We start from the raw sequence: 24,416 nt of genomic DNA, 5'->3' as shown, positions 1-24,416 counted from the left end.
TCCGCCGGTACGGGGCGGCGTACCTCGCTCACCGGCTCACCGGCTCTGCCTCGTCGGCCGCCCGGACACTCGACCAGAGCGTGTCGTACCACGGCTCCGGGGCGCGCTGCTCGACCACCTGCGGACCCGTCCCGGCGTCCCGGGCCGCTCCCTCCGGATCGGTCAGCACCACCAGCGGGACCTCCCCCGGCGCCACCATGTAGAACCGTTCCCTCGCCTGGATCTTGATGAATTCCGGGTCCTTCCAGAGCTCCGCCTTCTCGGTCAGCTCGCCGATGTGCGCCGTCTGCGCCTGCTGGGCGGCCTCGATGCGGGCGATCTCGGACTGCTGGTTGAGGTAGACCCGGACCGGATAGGTGTACGCGAGGGCGAGCGCGACCAGGACGCCGATCAGGACGGTCACCCGCCCGGTGTAGCGACGCGGCTGGGGGGCGGAGGTGCGCCGGACCGTCCCGCCCGTGGTGCCGCGCCGCGCCGCCGCGGGGCGGCTCGCCGGGCGGATCCCGTCGGTGCCGCGACCCGAGCCCGCCGTGCGCGCCGAACCGGCCGTACGGACCGGGCCGGCGGAGCGGGTCGTACCGGATCGCGGGGCGCGCGCGGCGCCGGAGCCCTGGTCGACCCGGGCGGAGGCGTCACGCGCCACCGGCCGGCCGGCCCGGACCGCACCGGCGCCGGCGCGTCCGCCCCGATCCGGCCGGCGGGCCGGGCCCTGACCGCTCGGCGTACGGCGCTGGGTCATCGCCGTCGCACCCCCTCCCCGAGGCTCTCACGAGGTCGGACCGACTCTCGCGCTGTCGGCCGACCGTCGTGATCCCAGATCGGCTGTTGCGATCTCTCTAGACGGAACGGTAGCGCGGGAAAGCGCTGGCCCCGGCGTACCGCGCCGCGTCGGCCAGCTCCTCCTCGATCCGCAGCAGCTGGTTGTACTTCGCCACCCGGTCCGAGCGGGCCGGGGCGCCCGTCTTGATCTGGCCGCAGCCCATCGCGACCGCCAGGTCGGCGATGGTGGTGTCCTCGGTCTCGCCGGAACGGTGGCTCATCATGCACTTGAAGCCGGCCCGGTGGGCCAGGTCGACCGCCTCGAAGGTCTCGGTCAGCGAGCCGATCTGGTTGACCTTCACCAGTACGGCGTTGGCCGAGCGCTCCGCGATGCCCCGGGCGATCCGCTGCGGGTTGGTGACGAAGAGGTCGTCGCCGACGATCTGGATCCGCTCGCCGACCGCGGCGGTGAGGGCGGCCCAGCCGGACCAGTCGTCCTCGGCCAGCGGGTCCTCAATGGAGACGATCGGGTAGTCGTCGAGCAGCTTGTGGTAGTAGGCCGTCATCTCGTCGGCCGACTTCGGGCCACCCTCGAAGGTGTAGGTCCCGTTGTCGAAGAACTCGGTGGCCGCCACGTCAAGCGCGAAGACGATGTCCGCGCCGAGCCGGTAACCGGCCTTCTCGACCGCCTCGGCGATCAGGTCGAGCGCGGTGGAGTTGGTCGGCAGGTCGGGCGCGAAACCACCCTCGTCACCGAGCCCGGTGGCCAGGCCCTTCTTCTTCAACACCGACTTGAGCGCCTGGTAGACCTCGGCTCCGGAGCGCAGCGCCTCGCGGAACGAGGGCGCGCCGATCGGGGCGATCATGAACTCCTGCACGTCGACGTTGGAGTCCGCGTGCGCGCCGCCGTTGAGGATGTTCATCATCGGCACCGGCAGCAGGTGCGCGTTTGGGCCGCCGAGGTAGCGGAAGAGGCTCAGCTCCGCGCTGCTCGCCGCCGCCTTCGCCACCGCCAGCGAGACGCCCAGGATGGCGTTTGCGCCCAGCTCGGACTTGGTCTCGGTGCCGTCGATGTCGAGCATCTTCTGGTCGATCAGCCGCTGCTCGCTCGCCTCGTAGCCGACGAGCTGGTCCACGATGCGGTCCTCGATGTTCGCGACCGCCTTCTCCACACCCTTGCCGCCGTAGCGGTCGGCGTCGCCGTCGCGCAGCTCGATCGCCTCGAAGGCGCCGGTGGAGGCGCCGGACGGCACCGCGGCGCGGGCGACCGTACCGTCGTCCAACCCGACCTCGACCTCGACGGTCGGGTTGCCGCGCGAGTCCAGAATCTCGCGGGCGACGATCCCCTCGATGGTGGCCACTGTGTTGCTCCTCAGATGTCGATCTCAGTCCATCGGTCTCGATGGCGGCCATCGGATTGGTCGATGGCGGTCCGGTCCGAGCCGCGGCGGTGCGGCTGAGGGTTCCCCCGGCAGCCTATCGGGCCGGCCCCGGCCCGCGGGCGCTGCCTCCACGCGCTACCGCGAGCCCGACATTCCCGGACTAGTTTCACATTGTGGGGGAAGCGGTTTGCGTGCACTCGACCCGATCGACAAGGCTGGTACCCATGCCGGCTCGGTCCACGTCACTCCGGATGTTGACGGGTGCGATCATCACCGTGGTGATGCTCGCCGGATGCCAGACCCTCGACGACGCCGGCCGGGTGATCGGCCGGGCCGACCTCGTCAACGCCCTCGCCTCCCGGCTCGACCAGTCCCACGAGCTGACCTACTCGGCCGACTACCAGCTACCGGGCGGGCAGAGCGCCTCCATCTCGCAGTCCCGCGACCCGCTGCGCGCCGCGTACACCTACCCCGGCGGCAAGCTGACCGTGACCGCCGAGGCGACCACGGAATGTGACACCACCGCCACCAGGAAACCCACCTGCACCCTCACCGCGCCGCCCGAGCCCAGCACCAAGCCGGCGATCGCGATCTTCACCGAGATGAACAAGCGCGGCCTGGTCACCCCGCCGGTGGTGATCGGCCTGCTCACCGCCGCCGCGCTCGACCCGAACGCGCTGATCAGGCAGTACGACACCACGGTCGCCGGCCGGCACGCCAGCTGCGTACGGGTCGACGGGCTCAGCAACGCCGCCGCCAGCACCTTCGACGCCTGCATCACCGGCGAGGGCGCCCTGGGCAGCTTCACCGGTTCGGTGGACGGCACCGACCTCGACGTGGCGCTGAGCAACTACCGCGACGCGGTGGAGAGCAGCGCCTTCGACCTGCCCCCCGGCGCCGGAGTGGTCGACCGGCGGCCCGAGCCGCAGTGAGCACCGGTCCGGCCCCCGGCCGGCCCCGGTTCGTCCCCGACGCCCTGCCGGACACCCCGGCGGACCCGTCCGACCCCTGCCTGGTGGTGGCGGACCGCCGCCTGCTCCTGGGCACCGGCGGCACGTTCCCCCGGGTCGCCGACCTGCCGGCGGGGACCGCCTGGATCCCGCTCGGCACCCTGGACGGGGCCCGGGTCTGGGCGGCGGAGGTGCCGTCGGCCGACGAACGGCTCGGCGCCTGGTGCGGTTGGCCGGTGCTGGCCGCACGGCTGGACGAGCCGCTGGCCGCCCTCGCCGGCCGCGCCCTCCAGGTGGTCACGTGGCGGCACGCCCACCGGTACTGCGGTGCCTGCCGGACGGAACTCGCCGACGTACCCGGTGAACACGCCCGCCGCTGCCCGGCCTGCCGGCTGTACGTGCCGATGCAGCTCTCCCCCGCCGTACTGGTCGCGATCCGGCGGCCCGGCCGACGGGGCGGCGCCGACGAACTGCTGCTGGTCCGCCACGCGTACGGCGTCACCGACCTCTGGGCGCTGGTCGCCGGCTTCGTCGAGGCCGGCGAGTCACTGGAGGAGGCGGTGCACCGGGAGGCCGGCGAGGAGGTGGGACTGCGCCTCGGCGAGCCGCGCTACTTCGGCAGCCAGCCCTGGGCGATGTCCGGTCCGGGGGTGGTGCTCGCCGGTTTCCACGCCACGGTCGCCGAGCCGGAGGCCGAGCCGGTGGTCGACGGCCGCGAGGTGGTACGGGCCCGCTGGTTCCCGCTCGACGCGCTGCCGACCGAGCTGCCGCCGGCGTACTCGATCTCCCGCTGGCTGATCGACGCCTGCCTGCGGCCGGACCGCTGAGGTCTCCCGCCCTAACCGTGCCGGCAACGTCGATGCCGGCCCCGGCAACCGCCGGGACCGGCATTCGTCGCGAGCCGTCACGAGGTGGCCGCGATGCCCTCCATGCCGGTGGTGGGCCCGTTGGTGGTGGCTACCGCCTTCGACAGCCCGCCAGCGGTGCTGATCAGCTTCAGCGAACCGTTGTCGAGCACGTCGTAGCCCTGCACGCTGCCGGCCGCCCCGTTCTGCACGTACAGGAAGCCGCCGCTGGTGGTCATGTCGATCGAGCCGCCCTCGGTGGTCGCGGCGACGGCGGCCAGCAGTTCGAGCTGCCCGTCGTCGGCGATCCGGTACGCGCTGAGGGTGGAACTGCCGGCGTTGGCGGCGTAGTAGAACTCCCCCACCCGCTGGATCCAGCAGGTCGCCATCTGGCCGTTCGGCACCGCCGGACCGACCGGGGTGAGCTTGCCGTTCTCCTCGTCCAGCAGGAGGCGGATCACCGCGTTGGTCTCGGCCAGCGTGGCCAGCACCCCGCCGCGCTCGTCGAAGGTGAAGCCGAAGGGCATCCCCGCGACCTGGTTCTCGACCGCCTCTGTCAGCCAACCCCGCTCGGCGATCCAGAACGCGTCGATCAGGTTGTTGGTCTTGGTGCTCACCAGCACGAACCGACCCTCGGGGTCGATGCTCAGCTGTGCCGGGGCGCTCATGAAGTTCGACGGGTTGGTGTTGTCGAGCCCGAGTGACCGGTGCGCCTCCCGGATCGGCGAGAGCCGGTCGTCGTCGTCCAGGCGGTACCCCTGCACCGAGCCGTCCCCGCCCGCGTTCAGCACGTAGACCAGCTCGTCGTGGACGGCGATGCTGACCGGCAGCAGGCCCCCCGACCCGATCACCTGGACCCGTTCGAGCTTCTCACCCTCGACCCGGAACACGGTCACCGAGTTGCTGCCCGCGTTCACCGCGAAGAGCAGCCCGTGCCGGTAGACGAGCGAGTGCTGCGAGGCCAGCGGGTCCACCGGCGGGTTGATCGTGCTGCCGCCCAGCCCGCCGGTCTCGTACTCACCCGCCGGGGTGAGCCCGCCGGCGTCGCCGCGCAGGAACACCTTGACGGTGTTGCCGAGAAACTTGTTGGTCTGTACGAACACCAGGCCCTCGGTGCGCTGGCGCCCACCCGACCCGTCCGCCGAACCCGATCCCGAGGCGCCCGAGCCCGAGGCGCCCGAGCCGGAGGCCGCGACGCCCGGGCCGGACCCGAGAAGAGCACCGGCCAGACCGGCCGCCGCAGCCGCCATTATCATCCTCTTTACGAGCATGACTCACCCTTCTTCCAAATGAGGGTTGAACGAGAGGAATTTTCCCATTTGGAAGGCTACCGGGGCGACTGCGCCCGACGGCGCCGTTTGCTGAGACGCCGACCGACAATGACCCGTCCGAGGTAGCCGGCCCGAAAATCCCACAAAGCGTTAGGAGGGGGCCCTTCTACAACAGAAAACGATAGGAAGGGCCCCTTCCTTACACCCCGAGCAGTTCGGGGAGGTGGCGGGGCGGCGGGGAGCCGTGCGCGAGCATGGCGTCGTGCCAGACCCGCACCGGTACGTGGTCCGGGCGGCGCGCGGCCAGCTCGGCGACCTGGGTGTAGCCGACGAAGTACGTGGAGAGCTGGGTGGAGGTCAGCAGCGCCCGCCGCCACTTGCCGGCGGCCTCGCCCTCCTCCTGGAAGCCCCGCCCGGTCATCAGCGCGAGCCCGTCGGACTCGGTCAGCTCCTCGCAGTGCACGAGCTGGTCGAGGATCGCGTTGATGCTCATCCGGAGCTGCATCTTGAGCTGCTGGAGCCGGACCGCCAGCCCGCCGAAGCCGCGCTCGGCCATCACCTGTTCGATGTAGACCGCCCAGCCCTCGATGAACGGGCCGGAGTGGCCCAGCGCCCGGACCCGGCTGCTGCCCCGGTAGCGCCGGGCGTGCGCCAGCTGGAGGAAGTGTCCGGGCATCGCCTCGTGCACGGTGAGGTTGCGGATCATATGGTCGTTGTACTCCCGGTAGAACGACTCGGCCCGGGAGGCCGGCCAGTCGGCCGGGGTGGGTGAGATGCAGTAGAAGGTCGGCACGGCCGCCGTCTCCAGCGGGCCGGGCGCGTCGCAGTAGGCGACGGCCACCCCACGGTCGTGCTCCGGCATCTCCTTGATCACGCAGGGGTCGTCCACCAGCGACACGAGGTCGGCGTCGGCGACGAAGTCGGTCGCCTCGCCCAGGGTGGTCCGGGCCAGCGGCACGATCGAGGAGTTGTCCGGGTGCTCGTCGGAGAGCAGCCCCAGCGCCTGGCGTACCGCCTGGTCGGAGGCGTGACCGCCGACCAGCTCGACCGCCGTCGCCCGGATCTCCTCGGTGACCCGGTCGAGGTTCTGCCAGGCCCGGTCGAGCACCTGGCGGGCGGAGAGTTCGGTGTCCAGGGTGTGCCAGAGCCGGGCCTCCCAGAGCCGGCGGCCCAGCCGGGGGTCGCGGCCCGGCCCGGCGTCGTCGCGCAGGCCGGCGCGCAGCCACTCGGCGAACCCGGTCAGCTCCCGGAGCGCCTCCCGGGCGACCGGCTCGACCGTGCCGCGCAGCCCGGGGGCCTCGGCCAGCAGCTCCGGCAGCTGGTCGCGGACCAGCGACGCCGTGCCCTCGAACTGCCCGACCGCCGTCTCGGCGTGGATCCGGGGAATGTCCCGCAGGGTGGCCCGGGCGGTGGCCAGGGCGTCCGGTACGGCGGCCAGCCGGCCGGCCAGGCTGCTCAGCCGTACGTCGGCCGGGGCGAACGGGCGGGCGAGCAGGGCGTGCAGCAGCGGGCCGGGGTTGTGTACCAGCGGGTCCCACTCGTGCCCCCGCACCTCGGTCAGCTCGAAGAGCTGCCGGTCGACCAGCGCCGACAGGACGGCGTGGTCGACCCGCTCCGGTGTCTCCAACGCCTCGGCGTCCACCTCGGACAGCGTGTGGGCGGCGTCGCGCAGCATGGCGACCTGGCCCGCCACCGCGTCCACGGAGTGGTCCGGCAGGCGGTCGTCGGCGCCGTGGTCGCCGGTGTCGGAGGCCAGGACCGGGTCACTGGCGAGCAGCGCGTCGACGATCCGCTCGGCGAGGGGGACGAATGGCGGCATGGGGCAAACCTAGACGATCAGGCCGGTGCGGGTCGGCAGCGCCGGCCTCCCCCGCCGCCGGGCCCAGTTTGGTCCTGTCAAAGGCAGCATGATTGGCCCTGTATGTCAGACCAATAGCGCCCTAGCGTCGACCGGGTGAGGATCTCGAACCCGGTCGCCGTCCTGCTCTGCGTCGGCGGAATGGTGATCGTCGGCAGCTCCGTGTCGATCAGCCAGCTCATCGTCGACTACCCGCATCTCACCGGCCAGGCGGCCCGGTACGCGCTCGCCGCCGCCGCGCTCTACGCCGTCGCCCGCCGCTTTCCGCGCCTGCTGACCGGCGACGACACCCCGGACGTCCCCGGCGGAGGTGACCCGGGGCATCCGGCCGGGGCGCCCGGGTGGCCCACCCGGCGGGAGTGGGTCCTGTTGACCGCCCTCGCCGCCACCGGACTGGCCGCGTTCAACGCCTGCATCCTGATCGCGCTGCCGCACGCCGACCCGGCCGTGGTCGGCACCTTCATCGGGGCGGCGCCGCTGGGGCTCGCCCTGCTGGGCCCGCTGCTGCGCGCCCGGCGCCCGAGCGCCCGCCTGGTCGCCGCCGCCGCGCTCGTCGTCGGCGGCACCGCACTGGTCCAGGGCAGCGGCCGGGCGGACGCGGTCGGGGTACTCGCCTCGGTCGGGGCGCTCGCCGGCGAGATCGCCTTCTCCCTGCTGGCCGCCGCCCTGCTGCCCCGGCTGGGGCCGGTACGGGTCGCCGCGCACAGTTGCGCGCTCGCCGTACCGCTGCTGCTGCTGGCCGCCCTGCCCGCGGGCGAGTACGGCCGGCTGCGCCTCCCGACGACCGTGGAGGCGACCACCCTCGGCTACCTCGCGGCGCTGATGACCGTGGTCGCGTTCCTGGCCTGGTTCACCGGCCTGCGCCGGCTCGGCGTCGAACGGGTCGCCCCGCTCGTCGGCGTGATGCCGATCGCCACCCTGCTCACCGCGGCGGTCCAGGCCGGCCGGCTGCCCGACCCCGGGCAGAGCGCCGGCGTACTCGTCGCGGCGGCCGGAATCGCCGCCGGTCTGTACGCCGGCACCCCGGCCCGGCGCCCCAGCCGTCACCGCAGGCCGAGGGCCCGCTCCGTCTCCGGGCTCAGCGGTACCGGATTGTCGGCCGAAGCCGCCGTGGCCCGGCCCTCCGAGACCGGGTAGTAGCCCTGGGTCGAGTTGACCAGCACGCTGGGCGAGTCCGGATAGGTCGCCAGCAGCAGCACGTACTCCCGGCCCGCGGCGAGGTCCTCCGGGGCGTCGGGCCCGGAGCCCGGCCTCCCGTACGCCACCTCCGTCCGCGCCCCCTCGGCCAGGTCGCCCTTTGCCACCCGCGCCACCGCGATCCGCGCGGTGGTCTGCGGATACCCCTGCTCGTGGTGATCGCGGGTGGTCAGGATCGTCGCCCGCACGATGAGGTCGGCACTGCCCTCCAGCTCGGCGGTGCTGTCGTAGTAGGGCTCGTCGGTGCCGGACGGCGGCGGGTCGAGGGCACCGAAGCCCAGCAGCACGGCGGCCAGCAGCCCGGCCACCGCCACCGCGAACCCGACCACCGGTCCCCGCCGGCGTATCCAGCGCGATCCCGCGCTGCGATCCCGCATACCTGCCAGGATGCGGCACCGGCGCCAGCGCGGACACCGGTCAGGAAGGCGGAACCGGATCCTCCTCGGCGGCCCGGACCGTCGCCGCGTAGTCCAGCGTCGCCCGGCGCAGCGCCGCCTCCGCGTCCAGCCCCGCCGCGCGGGCCCGGGCCACCGTGCCGAGCAGTTCCGTCCCGAGCCGCGCCGAGGCGTCCGACGCGGCCGACGGTTCCGGGGGCGGCACCGCCAGCCCGGACCGCTCTACCCGGTGCAGGATCTTCGCCGCCAGCGCCAGCGCCGGCTGGGAGAGCGCGACGCCGTCCAGCACCGAGGCCCGGGGCTTCTCCGCGCGCTTGATCTGCTCCCAGTTCTCGGTGATCTCCTCGATGCTGCCGACCTCGGCACCGGCGAAGACGTGCGGGTTGCGCCGGATCATCTTCGCCACCAGCCCACCGGCCACGTCGTCGACGTTCCACCGCTCGTCCTCGGGCAGTTCCTCGGCGAGCCGGGCGTGCAGCACCACCTGGAGCAGCACGTCACCCAGTTCCTCGCGAAGCGCGCCGAGGTCACCGGCCGCGATGGCGTCGTACGCCTCGTAGCACTCCTCCAGCAGAAACGGCGCCAGGCTGGCGTGGGTCTGGGCCCGCTTCCACGGGTCACCGCCGGGCGAGGCGAGCCGGTCCAGCACCGCCACCGCGTCCAACAGCCGGGCGCCGGGCGGATCCCAGGAGCCGTACATCAGCTCCAGCTCGGCCAGTCCGGGCTCACGGGCCAGCCGCAGCCCCAGCTCGCGGGCCAGAGCCTCGTCGCCGGCCGGGCCGGCCAGCCAGACCGCGGTGCCGTGCGTCGCCGCCGCGTCGAGCAGGGCCACGACCGGCCCGTCGGTGACGGTCACCTCGGCGCCCGAAACCCGCACGGCCGTGGTCAGCTCGCTCTCCGCCGCCGCCAGCACCGGATGGGCCCGTACGACGTCCCAGGCCGCCGCCGTCAGCAACCCGGCCGGCAGCCGGGGCGAGGTGACCAGCAGTACGATCCGGCCGGTCATCGGTCTCGGGGTCGGCCGGGCCGTCAGCGGGCGTCGATCACGGTGTCGGAGCCGCCGCCGGCGACCTGCACCGCCAGCGCGGGAGTGCCGTCCGAGAAGGGCAGCACGGTGTATTCGAGCGGGCGGTAGCGGGGGCTGACCGTCACCCGGTAGGTCTTCAGCGCCTCGGCCAGCGTGTTCCGCATGGCCAGCCGGCCGCGCAGCAGCTCGCCGTCGAGCTGCGTCGCCGCCTCCTCGACCTTCACCTCCGGCGGGACCACACCCGCCGCCTTGCCCCGGGCGACCAGGTCGGCCATCTCCTCCGGGGTAGGGGCGACCGGATTGCCGGCCGGCATGCCGGCCAGGCAGGCGTCCAGCTCGACCAGGTTGCGGACGTGGTCGGAGCCGGCCGGCAGGCCCATCTGCTCGGCGAACCGGTCCACCGGGGCCTGCTCCTTGGGCTGGAAGCCCTTCTCGGTGGCGAGGCGGCGGCAGATGTCGCCGACCACCAGGGCGCTGACCACGGCCGAGCGGGTCGGGGCCTTCACCTCGGTCGCCTGCGGGGGCGCGCCCTCCGGCTGCTCCGGGGCCGGCGTGGCACCGGCCACGTGACCGCCCGGCGGGACCTTGCTCCTCGCGTCGTCGAGGATCGCGCTCACCTGGTCCTCGGTGATCTTCCGATCACCGATGTACGCGGCGACGCCGGGCTCGGACCGGCAGGCGGACAGGGCGGTTACGCCGAGCACGGCACTGATCGCGATCGACGTCAGACGACGGGCACGCTGCATGCTCGACATGCTCTCACGCAGCCGTGCCGCCGGCCGGCACGGGGTCACCCGGCCCGACTCACGCCCCCCGCCCCTACCTTCCGCTCGCGACTGCGGGGCTCGCAACCCCGGCTCGCTCCTCGCGCTCGCCCAGCACGTCGCGGAGGAGTTGCGCGCACCAGTCCAGCAGTGCCTGGTCGCGCAGCGGCTCACCGCCGATCCGCCGGGTCGTCGGGCGGGGAACGCTGACCTGGTCAGTCGCCGCCTTGTAGACGGCGTCCGGGTGGTAGCGCTTGAGCCGCAGCTGCTTGGAGTCCGGCAGCGGCAGCGGGCCGAACCGGAGGTGCCGGCCCTGCACCGAGACGTCGGTCAGCCCGTACGCGCGGGCCAGCAGCCGGAACCGGGCCACCGCGACCAGGTTGGCGACCTGGGCGGGCGGCTCGCCGTACCGGTCGGTCATCTCGGCGACGACCTCGGTCAGCCGCGCCGCGTCCCGGGCCTCGGCCAGCTTCCGGTACATCTCCAGGCGCAGCCGCTCGACCCCGATGTAGTCGTGCGGCAGGTGCGCGTCGACCGGAAGGTCGATCTTGATGTCGGCCTCCTCCTCCGGCAGCTCGCCCTTGAACGCCTGCACCGCCTCGCCGACCATCCGGACGTACAGGTCGAAACCGACCCCCTCGATGTGGCCGGACTGCTCACCGCCGAGCAGGTTGCCGGCACCCCGGATCTCCAGGTCCTTCATCGCCACGTACATCCCGGCGCCCAGCTCGGTGTGCTGGGCGATGGTCGCCAGCCGCTCGTGCGCGTGCTCGGTCAGCGGCTTCTCCGGCGGGTAGAGGAAGTACGCGTACGCCCGCTCCCGGCCCCGGCCCACCCGACCCCGGATCTGGTGCAGCTGGGCCAGGCCGAGCAGGTCGGCCCGCTCCACGATCAGGGTGTTGGCGTTCGGGATGTCGATGCCGGACTCCACGATCGTGGTGCAGACCAGGACGTCGTACTCCTTCTCCCAGAAGCCGACCATGACCTTCTCCAGGGCGTCCTCGCCCATCTGGCCGTGCGCGACCGCGACCCGGGCCTCGGGCACCAGCTCCCGGATCCGCCGCGCCGCCCGGTCGATCGACTCCACCCGGTTGTGCAGGTAGAAGACCTGGCCGTCGCGGAGCAGCTCCCGGTGGACCGCCGCCGCGACCTGCTTGTCGTCGTACCCCCCGACGAAGGTCAGCACCGGGTGCCGCTCCTCCGGCGGGGTGGCGATGGTGGACATCTCCCGGATGCCGGTGATCGCCATCTCCAGGGTCCGGGGGATCGGCGTGGCCGACATGCTCAACACGTCCACCGCCGCCCGCAGCGTCTTCAGGTGCTCCTTGTGCTCGACGCCGAAGCGCTGCTCCTCGTCGACGACGACCATGCCGAGCTGCTTGAACCGGGTCGCCGACTGGAGCAGTCGGTGGGTCCCGATGATGATGTCCGCGCTGCCGTCGGCGGCCATCTCCAGCGTCCGCTCGGCCTCCTTCGGGGTCTGGAACCGGGACAGCTGCCGGATCTGCACCGGGAACTGCCCCATCCGCTCGGCGAAGGTGTTGTAGTGCTGCTGGGCCAGCAGCGTCGTGGGCACGAGCACGGCCACCTGCTTGCCGTCCTGCACCGCCTTGAAGGCCGCCCGGACCGCGATCTCCGTCTTGCCGTACCCCACGTCGCCGCAGATCAGCCGGTCCATCGGGATCGACTGCTCCATGTCCTGTTTGACCTCTTCGATCGCCGAGAGCTGGTCCGGCGTCTCCGTCCACGGGAAGGCGTCCTCCAGCTCCCGCTGCCACGGCGTGTCCGGGCCGAACGCGTGCCCCTTGGACGCCTTGCGGGCGGCGTAGAGCTGGATCAGCTGCGCGGCGATCTCCCGGACCGCCTTGCGGGCCCGGGCCTTGGACTTCTGCCACTCCGCGCCGCCCATCTTGTGCAGGGTGGGCGTCTCGCCGCCGACGTACCGGGAGAGCTGGTCGAGCTGGTCGGTCGGGACGAAGAGCCGGTCACCGGGCTGGCCACGCTTGCTGGCCGCGTACTCGATGACCAGGTACTCCCGCTCGGCGCCGTTGACCGTGCGCTGCACCAGCTCGACGTACCGGCCGATGCCGTGCTGCTCGTGCACGACGAAGTCGCCGGCCCGCAGCTCCAGCGGGTCGATGGTGTTGCGCCGCCGGCTGGGCATCTTGCGCATGTCGCGGGTCGAGGAACCCCGCCCGCCGGTGATGTCGTTGCCGGTGAGCACGGCGAACCGGGCCGTGGGCTCCAGGAAGCCGTGGTTGAGCGAGCCACAGGCGACGACCAGCTCACCCGGGCCGGGCGGGGCCGGGACGGTCTCGGTCAGCGCGGCGCCGAGCCCGGCGTCCCGGAGCACCTCCACCGCCCGCTGCGCCGGCCCGTGGCCCTCGAAGACCAGCGCCACCCCCCAGCCGTCGCCGACCCAGCGCCGGAGGTCCTCGACCACCCGGGCGGTCTCACCGTGGTAGAGCGTCGTCGGCTGGGCGGCCAGCGCCAGCGACTCACCCGCGTCCGGGGTGACCGTCACCGGCTCCGGCTCGACCTCCCAGGGCTGGACCGTGGGCGCGGGCGCGGCCTCGGTGAACCCGAACGGGGAGATCGACCACCAGGGCTGGCCGAGCCCGGCGGCGGTGGTGCGTACCTCCGCCAGGCTCTTGAACGCGGCGGCGCCGAGGTCCACCGGGGCCTGGCCGCCGACGGCGGCCGCGGCCCAGCTCGCCTCCAGGAACTCCGCCGAGGTACGGACCAGGTCGTGCGCCCGGGTGCGGATCCGCTCCGGGTCACAGAGCAGTACGTGGGTGCGGGCCGGCATGCAGTGCGGCAGCAGCTCGAGGGAGTCCTCGCCGATCAGGGCCGGCGCCAGCGACTCCATCCCCTCGACCGGGATCCCCTCGGCGAGCTTGTCCAGGATCTCGGCCAGCTCCGGGTGCTCCTGCCCCAGCTCGGCGGCGCGGCGACGCACCTCGGGAGTGAGCAGCAGCTCCCGGCAGGGCGGCGCCCAGAGCGTCGGCACCGCCTCGATGGTGCGCTGGTCGGCGACGGCGAAGGTGCGAATCTCCTCCACCTCGTCGCCCCAGAACTCGACCCGGGACGGGTGCTCGTCGGTCGGCGGGAAGACGTCGAGGATGCCGCCCCGGACCGCGTACTCGCCCCGCTTGGTGACCAGGTCCACCCGGGCGTACGCCAGGTCGGTCAGCCGCCGGGCGGTCTCCTCCAGGCCGGCCTCGCCGCCGGCGGCCAGCCGTACCGGTTCCAGGTCGCCCAGCCCCTTGAGCTGCGGCTGCAACAGCGAGCGGACCGGGGCGACCACCACCCGCACCCGGCCGTCGTGCTCGGTCAGCTCCGGGTGGGCGAGCCGGCGGAGCACGCCGAGCCGCCGGCCGACGGTGTCGGAGCGGGGCGAGAGCCGCTCGTGCGGCAGGGTCTCCCAGGCCGGGTAGACCACGACCTGGTCCGGCGGGAGCAGGCTGCCCAGCGCGACGGCGAGGTCGTCGGCCTCCCGGGTGGTCGCGGTGACCGCCAGCACCGGGGCGTCCGCGCCGCCGGCCTCGGCGGTGGCGGCGACGGCGGCGACCACGAACGGGCGCAGCGCCGGGGGCGCGGTCAGGTCGAGCCCGTCGGCGTCGGTGCCGCCGGCACGGGCCAGCTCACGGGCCCGGGCCAGCGCGGGGTCGCGGAGCGCGGCGGTCAGCAGACCGGCGAGCACGGTCATGATCACAACCTTTGGGTGGGCACGCGGAAACTGCCCCACGCCCGTGCCGGGCGGGGGGTTCGGGTGTAAGGAAGGGCCCCCTCTTATCGCTTTCGGTAGAGGAAGGGCCCCCTCTTAACACCGCAGCAAGCCTATCCCCTGGGCCGGACCGAAGCCGTCAGAAGCCCGCCTCCTCGGGGCCGACGACGGCCAGCCCCACCCGGTCGGCGAGCCAGCGCGCACGCTTCTCCCCCTCCGCACCGACGTGCACATACAGCGTGTGCTCGGCGGAGCGCTCCTGGTGGTCGACGCCGGTGCTGTTGACCGTGATCTGCACCTCGGCGTACTTCACCTGCCAGCCCAGATCCAGCTCCTCGACCGGCGGCCAGGCCGTGGACTCCCACCGCACGCTGCCCCGGTCCGCGCCGACGACGGGCAGGAACCTCTCCTCGACGTCGCCCACCGGCTGATCCGGCAGCTCGAACTCGACCGGCAGGTCCGGCAGCCGCCGCAGCGCCGCCAGGCACTCGGCACCGACCTCCGGCGCCAGCCACACACCCTCCAGGAAACGCAGGTCGGCCAGGTTCGCCGGATCGACGTACGGGGCGAGGACCGGGTGGGCGACGTCGACCAGCTCCGCCGGCACCGTCAGCCAGAGCAGGCCGCCCGGGAACGCGCGGAGGTAGCGGTCGACCTCGTACGAGCGGGTGTCCGCCGCGAGGCTCACCTCGGCCCACCGCAGATCGGCCAGCGCCAGGAGCTGCCGGGCCACCGCGTACGCCCGGCGCAGGTCGGCGGTACGCAGGACCGGGTAGGCACGGGAGTTGCCCACGGTGCCCCCTCGGCGGCCGGATCCCGCCACCGGCCGGCCCGGCGGGGGCGTACCAGATGATCAGGTGCGGGACCGTACCCGCGCAAGCGGGAATCGACGCCGGTCGGCCCCGACGGATGACGGGCTGCTCGACAGCACCCGGCGGGCATAGAGTTCCGGGCACGGGTGAGGCTTCTGGAGAAGCTGGCGGGAGCGGCTGATGACCACTGGCAAGGTCCACTTCACGGAGGACCAGTCGACGAACCTGGCCACCCTCTACGGCCGCGCGCTCGACGCCCGCGCCGACAACCCGATCCTCGCCGACCCGACCGCCGAGGACGCGGTACGGCGGATCGACTACGACTTCGGCAAGTTCGGGATGAACAACGACCTGGCGATCTCGGTCGCCGCGCGGGCGAAGGTGTTCGACGACTGGACCCGACGGTTCCTCGCCGGGCATCCCGACGCCACCGTGCTGCACCTCGGCTGCGGGATGGACAGCCGGGTCCACCGGCTCGACCCGCCACCGACCGTCCGGTGGTTCGACGTCGACTTTCCCACGGTGATCGCGCTGCGCGAGCAGATCTATCCCGGTCGGGACGGCTACCGCATGATCGGCGCCTCGGTCACCGACCCGGGCTGGCTGGCGCAGGTGCCGACCGACCGGCCCACGCTGGTCGTCGCCGAGGGGCTGACCATGTACCTGCCGCCCGAGGAGGGCGCCGCCCTGCTGCGCCGGCTGGCCGCGACCCTGCCCGGCGGCGAGATGACCTTCGACTTCTACAGCCGGACCGGGATCAAACTGCAGAAGACCAACCCGGTGGTACGCCGGGCCGGCGCCACCCTGCGCTGGGGCATCGAGGACCCGCGCGAGCTGGAGCCGCTCGGCCTCACCCTGGTCGAGTGCCTGGACGCCAGCTACTTTGCCACGTCCGACGTGCTCTCCCGACTCTCCCCGGCGATGCGTTGGCGGGTCCGGCTGGCCGCCCTCGTCCCCGCCTTCCGCAGCATGGGGCGGATGCTCCGGTACCGGTTCTGAGGCGTGCGCCGGCGATGGTGACCAATGTCGCGCCCGGTCGGCGTGACGACATCCCGCCCAACGGCCCCAACAGGGCGGATAGGCTCTGAGCCGCACCGGGCGGCGGATCGTCTCGGCCCGGGCCACGTTCGCTTCCGCGGCCGGCCGCCGATACCATCCACCGTGTCGGACAGCGCTGTCCTCCGTACTCGATCAAGGAGCGCACGGTGACCGACCAGCACGACCACGACGGGCCCGATGCCGCACTCCGGGCCGACATCCGCCGGCTCGGCCGGCTGCTCGGCCAGACCCTCGCCCGCCAGGAGGGTCCGCCGCTGCTCGACCTGGTCGAGGAGATCCGCGCCCTGGTCCGGCACGACGCCGAGGCCGCCGCCCAGCGGCTCGGCGCGATGGACGTGACCACCGGCACCAAGCTGGCCCGCGCCTTCTCCACCTACTTCCACCTGGCCAACATCACCGAGCAGGTGCACCGCTCCCGGGACCTGCGCCGGCAGCGGGCCACCCACGGCGGCTGGCTCGACCAGGCCGCCCGGCTGATCCGGGAGCGGGGCGTGCCGCCGGAGGAGATCGCCTCCGCCGCCCGCCGGCTCGCCGTCCGGCCGGTCTTCACCGCGCACCCCACCGAGGCGGCCCGCCGCTCCATCCTCTCCAAGCTGCGCGCCGTCGCCGACGAACTGGACGCCGAGGCGGCCGCCGCCATCCTCTACGGGGCCAGTGACGAGGGCCCGGCGAACCGGCGGCTGGCCGAACTGCTCGACTTGCTCTGGCAGACCGACGAGCTGCGGCTGGACCGGCCCGACCCGACCGACGAGGCCCGCAACGCCATCTACTACCTGCGCGACCTCTACGCCGAGGCGGCGCCACAGGTGCTCGACGACCTCGCCGACACGCTGCGCACCCTCGGCGTGGAGACGGCGCCGACCGCCCGGCCGCTGACCTTCGGCACCTGGATCGGCGGTGACCGCGACGGCAACCCCTTCGTCACCCCGCAGGTCACCCGGGACGTCCTCCTGATCCAGTACGAGCACGGCATCCAGGCCACCGAGGCGGCGATGGAGTCCCTGATCAACGAGATCTCGGTCTCCCGCCGGCTGCGCGGGGTCTCGCTCGACCTCTCCGCCAGCCTCGCCAAGGACCTCGACGCGCTGCCCGAGGTCGCCGCCCGGTTCCGCCGGGTCAACGCCGAGGAGCCGTACCGGCTCAAGGTGCGGTGCGTGAAGGCCAAGCTGGCCAACACCCGGCGCCGGCTCAACCAGGGCACCCCGCACCTGCCCGGTCGCGACTACCGCGGCTCCGCCGACCTGCTCGCCGACCTGGAGCTGATGCGCGCCTCGCTGGCCCGCAACTCCGGGCAGCTCACCGCCGTCGGCCGGCTCGCCTCGGCGATCCGGACGGTCGCCGCGTTCGGGCCGCACCTGGCGACCATGGACATCCGCGAACACGCCGAGGCGCACCACGCGGTGCTCGCCCAGTTCTACACCCAGGTCGGCGAGGTGCCCGACTACGCCGGGCTGAGCCGTACGGAGCGGACCAAGCTGCTCGCCGAGGAGCTGGCCGGCCGCCGACCGCTCTCCACCATGGACACTCCGCTCTCCGAGACCGCCCGGAAGACCTTCGACGTCTTCGGCGCCATCCGGGAGGTGCAGGAACGCTTCGGCGTCGAGGTGATCGAGTCGTACATCGTCTCGATGACGCTCGGCGTGGACGACCTGCTCGCCGCCGTGGTGCTGGCCCGGGAGGCCGGCCTCGTCGACGTGCACACCGGCCGGGCCCGGATCGGCTTCGTACCGCTGCTGGAGACCCCGGCCGAACTCGACGCCGGCGGCGAACTGCTCGACGAGCTGCTCTCCCTGCCGGCGTACCGGGCGATCGTGGCGGCCCGGGGCGACGTGCAGGAGGTGATGCTCGGCTACTCCGACTCCAACAAGGAGGCCGGGATCACCACCTCGCAGTGGTCGATCCACCGGGCGCAGCGCGCACTGCGGGACGTGGCCGCCCGGCACAACGTACGGCTGCGGCTCTTCCACGGCCGGGGCGGCACCGTCGGCCGGGGCGGCGGGCCGACGCACGAGGCGATCCTGGCCCAGCCGTACGGCACCCTGGACGGCGAGATCAAGGTCACCGAGCAGGGCGAGGTCATCTCCGACAAGTACACCCTCCCCTCGCTGGCCCGGGAGAACCTGGAGCTGACCCTGGCCGCGGTGTTGCAGAGCACGCTGCTGCACACCACCCCGCGCCAGCCGGCGGAGGCGCTGGACCGGTGGGACTCCACGATGGACGTGGTCTCCGGCGCGGCGTACCGGTCCTACCGGTCGCTGGTCGAGGACCCGGACCTGCCCGCCTACTTCTGGGCCTCGACCCCGACCGAGCTGCTCGGGGCGCTCAACATCGGCTCCCGGCCGGCGAAGCGCCCCAACACCGGCGCCGGGCTGACCGGGCTGCGGGCCATCCCGTGGGTCTTCGGCTGGACCCAGACCCGGCAGATCGTGCCGGGCTGGTTCGGCGTCGGGTCCGGGCTCGCCGCCGCCCGGGAGGCCGGCCTGTTCGACGTGCTCTGCGAGATGCACCGGGCCTGGCACTTCTTCGGAACGTTCCTGTCCAACGTCGAGATGATGCTGAGCAAGACCGACCTGAACATCGCCCGGCGGTACGTCGAGACCCTGGTACCGGAGCCGCTGCGGCCGATCTTCGACAAGATCGAGGCGGAGTACGAGCTGACCAAGCGCGAGGTGCTGGCGATCACCTCGTCGCCGGCGCTGCTGGAGAACTCGCCGGTGCTCCAGCGCACGCTCGCCGTCCGGGACACCTACCTGGAGCCGCTGCACCACCTCCAGGTGGCGCTGCTGCGGCAGTACCGCGACTCGGGTGCCGCCGGTCGGGCCATGGCGACCGCCCCCGGCGGGCGACGCGCCCCCAGTGACGGTACGGCGCTGGAGCGGGCCCTGCTCACCACCGTCAACGGCATCGCGGCCGGGCTGCGCAACACCGGCTGAGCGGATCGCGGTATTCCGGCGCTGTGTTCAGGCAGCGCCGGAATACCGGGAAGTGTCGCGTACGGCGGCGGGCCTCAGCTCGTCTCGCCGGCCACGCTGAACGAACGCAACCGGTCGATGGCCAGCACCGTGAAACCGACCGTGAAGAGGACGCTCATCACGATCGCCACCGGCACCGACACCGTGGCGTCGAGCAGCGGTGTCGGGGCGATCCGGTCGGTGAGGGCCACCACGTAGTGCTGCACCGAGAGCACGGTCGTGCCACCGACGACGTTGCCGAGCAGCCCCTCCCAGATCAGCACGTAGACCAGGCCGAGCAGCACCGGCCGCCGGGTGACCAGGCTCAGCGCCAGAAAGAACGCCGAGTACGCCAGGGCGCCCACCGCCGTCGCGGCGGCCAGCGCCAGCCCGAACCGTACGGAGTCGGCCAGCACCCCGGCGACGTAGAGCGGGACCGCTGCGGTCAGCGCCGTCACCCCCGCCCCCACCGCCAGCTTCGGCAGCACGATCTGCCACCGGGGCAGCGGCTTGGTCAGGATGTGCAGCAGGGTGCCGTCGTCGATCTCCGAGCCGAGCACCCCGGTACCGACGATCAGCGCGATCACCGGCAGGACGACGCCGAGCCCCAGCCCGTAGACGACCGGCTGGCCCCACTGGCCGGGGTCGACGCCGGCCGACCGGGCCAGCACCGCCAGCCCGACCAGCAGCACCGGCAGCGGAAACAGCAGCAGGAACCGGCGCCGGCCGAAGAGACCGCGGGCGGTGATCCAGGAAATGGTCGACATGGAACTCAGGCCTCCACCGGAACGGGTCGACGTGGACATCAGGCCTCCACCAGGTAGGAGAAGACGCTCTCCAGGGACTCGTCCGAGGGCAGCAGCCGGCGTACCCGGATGCCCGAGGCGAGGGCGATCTTCGGCAGGGCCCGGGTGAAGCTCCCGTAGTCCCCGGCCCGGACGGTGAGCCCCTCGCGGTCCAGGTCCACGCCGTTGACCGACGGCTCCGCCATCAGCGCGACCGCGAGCCGCCGGTCGTCGCTGGACTGTACGGCGAAGACGTGCGGCCGGTTGGTCATCAGCCGCCGGATGGTGCGGAAGTCCCCCGACGCGGCCAGCCGGCCCGACACCATCACCTGGACGGTCCCGGAGACCTGCTCGACCTCCTCCAGGATGTGCGAGCTGAACAGGATGGTCCGGCCCGCGGCGCCGAGGGAGTGCAGCAGCTCCATCATGTGCATCCGCTGCCGCGGGTCCATCCCGTTGAACGGCTCGTCCAGCAGCAGTGCCTCGGGATCGTGCACCAGCGCGGCGGCCACCCGGGCCCGTTGGCGCATGCCCTTGGAGTAGGTGCCGATCCGCCGGTCCTGGGCGTCGGCCAGCTCGACCAGCCCGATCGCGCGGCGGGCCGCCGCCTCCGGGTCGGCGAGCCGGTGCAGCCGCGCACTGGCCAGCACGAACTCGTACGCGCTGAGGAAGCCGTACACCGACTCGCGCTCGGTCACCAGGCCGAGCCGGCGGTAGGCCGCCGGGTTGCGCCAGGTGGGTTCGCCGCCCAGGGTGACGGTCCCCCGCGACGGCGCGAGGAACCCGGCCATCATGTGCAGCAGGGTGGTCTTGCCGGCGCCGTTCGGGCCGAGCAGGCCGGTGACCCCGGGTCCGAGGCTCATGGTCACGTCGTTGACCGCCACCACGTTGCCGTACCAGCGGGAGACACCGGCGAGTTCGACCCTCGTCGCGCCGGTGGCGACGGCCGGGACGTCCGGCGCGCTCGTCGAGATGTTCGTCGCGGTCATTGGGATGCGACCTTCCGGTAGCGGGCGAGCAGCAGCAGGACACCGGTGGCCACCAGGCCGAGCGCGACGACGGCGTAGACCGGCCCGTACGGCCCGATCGCCACCTCGCCGCCGGGCTCGAAGGCCCAGTCGCCGATCCCACTGACCAGGGTGACCGGGCTGGCCAGCCCGGCGAGCTGGCTCGCGTCCCTCGACGGCAGCACCGCCAGCACCCCGACCACCGGGGTGGTGAGCAGGAAGGCGCCGACCACCGCCCCGGCGGCGACGGCCCGCCGCCGTACCAGGGAGGCGACCAGCAGCGCCACGACGCAGAACACCAGCGCGTGCACGGCGGCGTAGGCGACGCCGCCCAGGTAGTCGCCGAACTCGTCCCACACGGCGCCGATCCCGTCCACGGTGAAGGCGGCACCGGCGAATATCACGGTCAGCGGGCCGGCCAGCAGCAGGAACGTCGCCGAGACCAGGGCCGCCAGCTTGGCCATCGCGTAGTCGCCGCGGCGCAGCGGCCGGGCGAGGTAGAGCGGGAGTACGCCGCTGTGCAGGTCCCGGGAGGCGAGTTCCGGGGCGACGATCGCGCAGAAGAAGATGATGAGGACGCTGAGCACCTCGGGGAACTCGCCGTAGCTCAGCGGCGCGGTGCCGGTCTGCGCGCGGATGGCGGTCAGCACCGCCGCCACCACGCCGACCACGCCGACGATCAACCAGGGGAAGATCTTGGCCTTGGCGCTGCGGCCGAGCCCGAACGCGGTACGCACCCCGTGCAGGTAGAGCGCGCCGACGATGTGCCGGCGACCCAGCCGGGGGCCGGTGTACCGCTGGTAACCGATGTCGTGGATCACCCCGGCCGGCTGTCGGGCGTCGAGCGTGCTCACTGGGTGCCTCCCTCGGCGGTGCCCGCCGCCACCAGGGCGTCCGGCCGGGCCGGTCCGGTGGCGAAGAGCTCGGCGACCCGGTGCCGCCGCTGGTCGAGCCGGTGCAGCGGCAGGTCCAACTCGGCCACCGCGGTCAGGATCAGGTCGTACGTCGCGTCGTCGGCCAGCGGTACGAGCAGCAGCCGGCCATCCCGGCGTACCGGCAGGTCGAGCGCGACCAGCCGGCCAGCCAGCTCCTCGGTCCCCTCGCTGACCTCGACCGACAGCACCTCGGTGGCGGTCGTCATGTCGGCCAGTTGCGCGGAGCGCAGCAGCCGGCCGCCCTCGATGGCGACCAGCGCGTCGCAGATCCGCTCGACCTCGCCGAGCAGGTGCGAGCAGACGAGGACGGAGATGCCGAACTCGGTGCCGATCCGCTCGATCAACCCGAGCATGGCGTCCCGGCCGGCCGGGTCGAGCCCGTTCGTCGGTTCGTCCAGCAGCAGCACGTCCGGGTCGTGCACCAGCGCCTGGGCCAGCTTGACCCGCTGCTTCATGCCGGTGGAGTAGCCGCCGATCTGCCGGTAGCGCTCCTCGTAGAGGCCGACGTGGCGCAGCGCCTCCGAGGCCCGTTCCCGGGCGGCCGTCCGGGGCAGCCCGCTCATCCGCCCCATGTGCGTGACGAACTCGGCCGCCGACAGGTCGGGCGGTAGGCAGTCGTGCTCGGGCATGTAGCCGACCCGGGCCCGGACCGACTGCCCGTCGATGGTGGGGTCGAGGCCGAGCACCCGGGCCTGGCCGCTGGTCGGGGCGAGCAGGCCCAGCAGGATCTTGATGAAGGTGGACTTGCCGGCCCCGTTTGCCCCGACGAGTCCGACGATTCCCGGCTCGATGGTGACCGTGAGATCGGACAGCGCGGTCACCCGGCCGCCGTACGTCTTGGTCAGCGACTGGGTCGCGATGAGTGTCACCTGGCCAGGGTATGACCGGAGGGCCCGCGCGGAGGTCCGGAACCCACCCTGGGAATTCCCTGAGACGCCCCCCGGTCCGGCCTCCGGGATGCGCCGGGGGCGACCGGTCCGGCACCGCCGAGGCGGACCGGGTCGTTCGGCGCGGCCCGCCTTCGCACGGTTGGGTAATCTCCTCATGGCCACCGATCAACGACGACCCCCAACCGGGGGTGTCCATTCGGGAGTGGCGGTCTCGACCGATCGACGGCCGACTGGGAGACTGTGTGCCGGCCGGGTAGTTGGGGGTGCGATGAGCAACGGGTGGGTGCTGCCCGACGAGTTGCTGCGTGACGCTCCGGCGTACACGCCCCGCCCGTATGAGCTGGCCGATCTGGAGCTGCTGCTCTCCGGAGCGTACGCCCCGCTCACCGGCTTCATGGGCCGCGCCGACCTGGCGTCGGTGGCCCGGCGGGGGCGGCTGGCCAATGCCACGCCCTGGCCGGTGCCGGTGACGATGCAGATCCCGCCCGAGCTGACCAACGGGCTCGACCTCGCCAACCCGCTGGACCGGGGGCTGGTCCTCACCGACCCCGAGGGTGCACCAATCGCGCTGCTGGAGGTGACCGACCTCTGGCCGACCCGGCACGGCACGTACGGCGTCGGCGGCACCGTCCGGCGGATCGGCGACGGCGGGCAGGGTCCCTTCCAACGGTTGCGCCGCGACCCGGCCGAGGTCCGGGAGCTGCTGCCCCCGGGCCGGGTGCTCGGGGTGATCGCCGACCGGCCGCTGCACCGCCCGCAGCTGGCGCAGATCGCCTACGCGGTCCGTACCCTCGCCGCCCACCTGCTCGTGCTCATCCCGACCGCGGAGAGCAGCCCGGAGGGGCTGCCGCCGGAGGTGCTGGTCCGCAGCGTCTTCGGCGCCCGCGACCGGATGCCGCCGGCGACCATCGTCACGGTGCCGATGGCGCGGCACGGCGACGAGATCTGGGACGCGCTGCTGCGGGCCCGGGTGGCCCGCGCGTACGGGGTGACCCACGTCCTCTCCACCACCGAGATGCTCACCGGCGGCGGGCTGCGGATGCTGGTGCCGCGCGAGCTGGCCTACGACAACCGGGACGGCCAGTGGCGGTGGCGCGACGACATCCCGCCGCGCAACCGGCGGCTGGCGCTGCACCAGGAGGAGATCGACGACCTGCTCGACCGGGGTTTCCCGCTGCCGGAGTGGCACACCCCGCCGGCGGTGGCCAAGGAGCTGACCCGGGCCCGGCCGCCGCGCCGGCACCGGGGCCTGGTGGTCTTCTTCACCGGGCTCTCCGGTTCGGGCAAGTCGACGATCGCCCGTGGGGTCGCCGACGCGCTGCGGGAGAGCGGCGACCGGACCATCACCCTGCTCGACGGTGACGTGGTGCGCCGGGAACTCACCGCCGGCCTGGGCTTCAGCCGGGCCGACCGGGACACGAACGTACGCCGGATCGGCTGGGTCGCCGCCGAGGTGGCCCGGAACCGGGGGCTGGCGCTCTGCTGCCCGATCGCGCCGTACGCGCGGGCCCGGGCGACCGCCCGGGAGATGGCCCGGGCCGCCGGAGCGGGTTTCCTGCTGGTGCACGTCGCCACCCCGCTGGAGGTGTGCGAACAGCGGGACCGCAAGGGCCTGTACGCGCGGGCGCGGGCCGGCCAGCTCACCGGGATGACCGGCATCGACGACCCGTACGAGGAGCCGACCGACGCGGAGCTGGTCATCGACACCAGTGTGCTGACGGTCGAGGAGAGCGTACGGGCGGTGCTGGTGCACTTGACCGAGACCGGCTGGGTCGAGCCGCGGCTACAGCCCGCCTGAGCCG

At 73.2% G+C, this 24,416-nt stretch carries 19 protein-coding genes; 6 read left to right on the top strand and 13 right to left on the bottom strand.

Going from position 1 to position 24,416, the window contains the following annotated elements; translation table 11 throughout:
* Nucleotides 1-28 precede the first annotated feature (28 nt).
* Both ACQEUR_RS03965 and eno read right to left on the bottom strand, forming a co-directional pair.
* Complete coding sequence (locus ACQEUR_RS03965) at nucleotides 29-739, bottom strand: FtsB family cell division protein (protein WP_433025285.1); 711 nt, start codon at nucleotides 737-739, stop codon at nucleotides 29-31.
* A gap of 97 nt (nucleotides 740-836) precedes the next feature.
* Complete coding sequence (gene eno, locus ACQEUR_RS03960; protein WP_433025282.1) at nucleotides 837-2,120, bottom strand: phosphopyruvate hydratase; 1,284 nt, start codon at nucleotides 2,118-2,120, stop codon at nucleotides 837-839.
* Nucleotides 2,121-2,365: 245 nt separating this feature from the next.
* Between eno and ACQEUR_RS03955 the strand changes: the two genes are divergently transcribed.
* Nucleotides 2,366-3,073 (top strand): hypothetical protein, encoded by a 708-nt coding sequence (locus ACQEUR_RS03955; RefSeq protein ID WP_433025279.1) that lies wholly within the window; start codon nucleotides 2,366-2,368, stop codon nucleotides 3,071-3,073.
* Entirely contained in the window at nucleotides 3,070-3,918 is an 849-nt protein-coding gene (gene nudC, locus ACQEUR_RS03950) for an NAD(+) diphosphatase (RefSeq protein WP_433025276.1), read from the top strand. The genes ACQEUR_RS03955 and nudC overlap by 4 nt, the downstream gene beginning before the upstream one ends.
* A gap of 77 nt (nucleotides 3,919-3,995) precedes the next feature.
* Here the strand turns inward: nudC and ACQEUR_RS03945 are convergent, their stop codons facing one another.
* Together ACQEUR_RS03945 and ACQEUR_RS03940 are read right to left on the bottom strand one after the other, a co-directional pair.
* Nucleotides 3,996-5,186 carry a lactonase family protein gene (locus tag ACQEUR_RS03945; RefSeq protein WP_433025273.1) on the bottom strand — a complete coding sequence of 397 codons (1,191 nt, stop codon included), beginning with the start codon at nucleotides 5,184-5,186 and terminating at the stop codon, nucleotides 3,996-3,998.
* Between the two features lie 220 nt (nucleotides 5,187-5,406).
* Complete coding sequence (locus ACQEUR_RS03940; protein ID WP_433025270.1) at nucleotides 5,407-7,026, bottom strand: DUF885 domain-containing protein; 1,620 nt, start codon at nucleotides 7,024-7,026, stop codon at nucleotides 5,407-5,409.
* A 135-nt stretch (nucleotides 7,027-7,161) separates the two neighbouring features.
* On the opposite strand from ACQEUR_RS03940, the gene ACQEUR_RS03935 reads away from it, so the two are divergent.
* Entirely contained in the window at nucleotides 7,162-8,202 is a 1,041-nt protein-coding gene (locus tag ACQEUR_RS03935; protein WP_433025267.1) for an EamA family transporter, read from the top strand.
* Here ACQEUR_RS03935 and ACQEUR_RS03930 read toward each other — a convergent pair.
* From ACQEUR_RS03930 to ACQEUR_RS03910, 5 genes are all read right to left on the bottom strand, one after another.
* Nucleotides 8,109-8,639: a hypothetical protein gene (locus tag ACQEUR_RS03930; protein WP_433025264.1), complete on the bottom strand. Its 531-nt coding sequence runs from the start codon at nucleotides 8,637-8,639 to the stop codon at nucleotides 8,109-8,111. The two genes, ACQEUR_RS03935 and ACQEUR_RS03930, sit on opposite strands and share 94 nt — an antisense overlap.
* Before the next feature lie 40 nt (nucleotides 8,640-8,679).
* Nucleotides 8,680-9,663 carry a nucleoside triphosphate pyrophosphohydrolase gene (locus ACQEUR_RS03925; RefSeq protein WP_433025261.1) on the bottom strand — a complete coding sequence of 328 codons (984 nt, stop codon included), beginning with the start codon at nucleotides 9,661-9,663 and terminating at the stop codon, nucleotides 8,680-8,682.
* A gap of 23 nt (nucleotides 9,664-9,686) precedes the next feature.
* On the bottom strand, nucleotides 9,687-10,430 hold the full coding sequence (locus ACQEUR_RS03920) for a hypothetical protein (protein WP_433025258.1): 744 nt from the start codon (nucleotides 10,428-10,430) through the stop codon (nucleotides 9,687-9,689).
* 73 nt (nucleotides 10,431-10,503) lie between these two features.
* Nucleotides 10,504-14,151: a transcription-repair coupling factor gene (mfd, locus tag ACQEUR_RS03915; protein ID WP_433025954.1), complete on the bottom strand. Its 3,648-nt coding sequence runs from the start codon at nucleotides 14,149-14,151 to the stop codon at nucleotides 10,504-10,506.
* A gap of 163 nt (nucleotides 14,152-14,314) precedes the next feature.
* A complete protein-coding gene (locus ACQEUR_RS03910) occupies nucleotides 14,315-14,968 on the bottom strand; it encodes a hypothetical protein (protein ID WP_433025255.1) in 654 nt (217 codons plus the stop codon).
* Between the two features lie 199 nt (nucleotides 14,969-15,167).
* On the opposite strand from ACQEUR_RS03910, the gene ACQEUR_RS03905 reads away from it, so the two are divergent.
* The gene (locus tag ACQEUR_RS03905) at nucleotides 15,168-15,986 is read left to right on the top strand and encodes a class I SAM-dependent methyltransferase (RefSeq protein WP_433025252.1); all 819 of its coding nucleotides are present in this window, start codon (nucleotides 15,168-15,170) and stop codon (nucleotides 15,984-15,986) included.
* Between the two features lie 206 nt (nucleotides 15,987-16,192).
* Nucleotides 16,193-18,979 (top strand): phosphoenolpyruvate carboxylase, encoded by a 2,787-nt coding sequence (ppc, locus tag ACQEUR_RS03900; RefSeq protein WP_433025249.1) that lies wholly within the window; start codon nucleotides 16,193-16,195, stop codon nucleotides 18,977-18,979.
* 74 nt (nucleotides 18,980-19,053) lie between these two features.
* Here the strand turns inward: ppc and ACQEUR_RS03895 are convergent, their stop codons facing one another.
* Genes ACQEUR_RS03895 through ACQEUR_RS03880 form a run of 4 tightly spaced genes read right to left on the bottom strand, consistent with a single transcriptional unit; the run spans nucleotide 19,054 to nucleotide 22,593 of the window.
* Entirely contained in the window at nucleotides 19,054-19,764 is a 711-nt protein-coding gene (locus ACQEUR_RS03895; RefSeq protein WP_433025246.1) for an ABC transporter permease, read from the bottom strand.
* 38 nt (nucleotides 19,765-19,802) lie between these two features.
* Nucleotides 19,803-20,771 carry an ABC transporter ATP-binding protein gene (locus ACQEUR_RS03890; RefSeq protein ID WP_433025243.1) on the bottom strand — a complete coding sequence of 323 codons (969 nt, stop codon included), beginning with the start codon at nucleotides 20,769-20,771 and terminating at the stop codon, nucleotides 19,803-19,805.
* Nucleotides 20,768-21,643 carry an ABC transporter permease gene (locus ACQEUR_RS03885; protein ID WP_433025240.1) on the bottom strand — a complete coding sequence of 292 codons (876 nt, stop codon included), beginning with the start codon at nucleotides 21,641-21,643 and terminating at the stop codon, nucleotides 20,768-20,770. Before ACQEUR_RS03885 ends, ACQEUR_RS03890 begins: the two co-directional genes overlap by 4 nt.
* Nucleotides 21,640-22,593, bottom strand: coding sequence for an ABC transporter ATP-binding protein (locus ACQEUR_RS03880; protein WP_433025237.1), 954 nt, complete (start codon nucleotides 22,591-22,593; stop codon nucleotides 21,640-21,642). Before ACQEUR_RS03880 ends, ACQEUR_RS03885 begins: the two co-directional genes overlap by 4 nt.
* Before the next feature lie 289 nt (nucleotides 22,594-22,882).
* Between ACQEUR_RS03880 and cysC the strand changes: the two genes are divergently transcribed.
* Nucleotides 22,883-24,412, top strand: coding sequence for an adenylyl-sulfate kinase (cysC, locus tag ACQEUR_RS03875; RefSeq protein ID WP_433025234.1), 1,530 nt, complete (start codon nucleotides 22,883-22,885; stop codon nucleotides 24,410-24,412).
* The last annotated feature ends 4 nt before the right edge of the window (nucleotides 24,413-24,416 follow it).

The organism is Plantactinospora sp. CA-290183 (assembly GCF_050936375.1).
GTDB lineage: Bacteria > Actinomycetota > Actinomycetes > Mycobacteriales > Micromonosporaceae > Plantactinospora.
The sequence above is the reverse complement of the archived record's forward strand: the minus strand, read 5'-3'. Positions and strand labels throughout refer to the sequence as shown.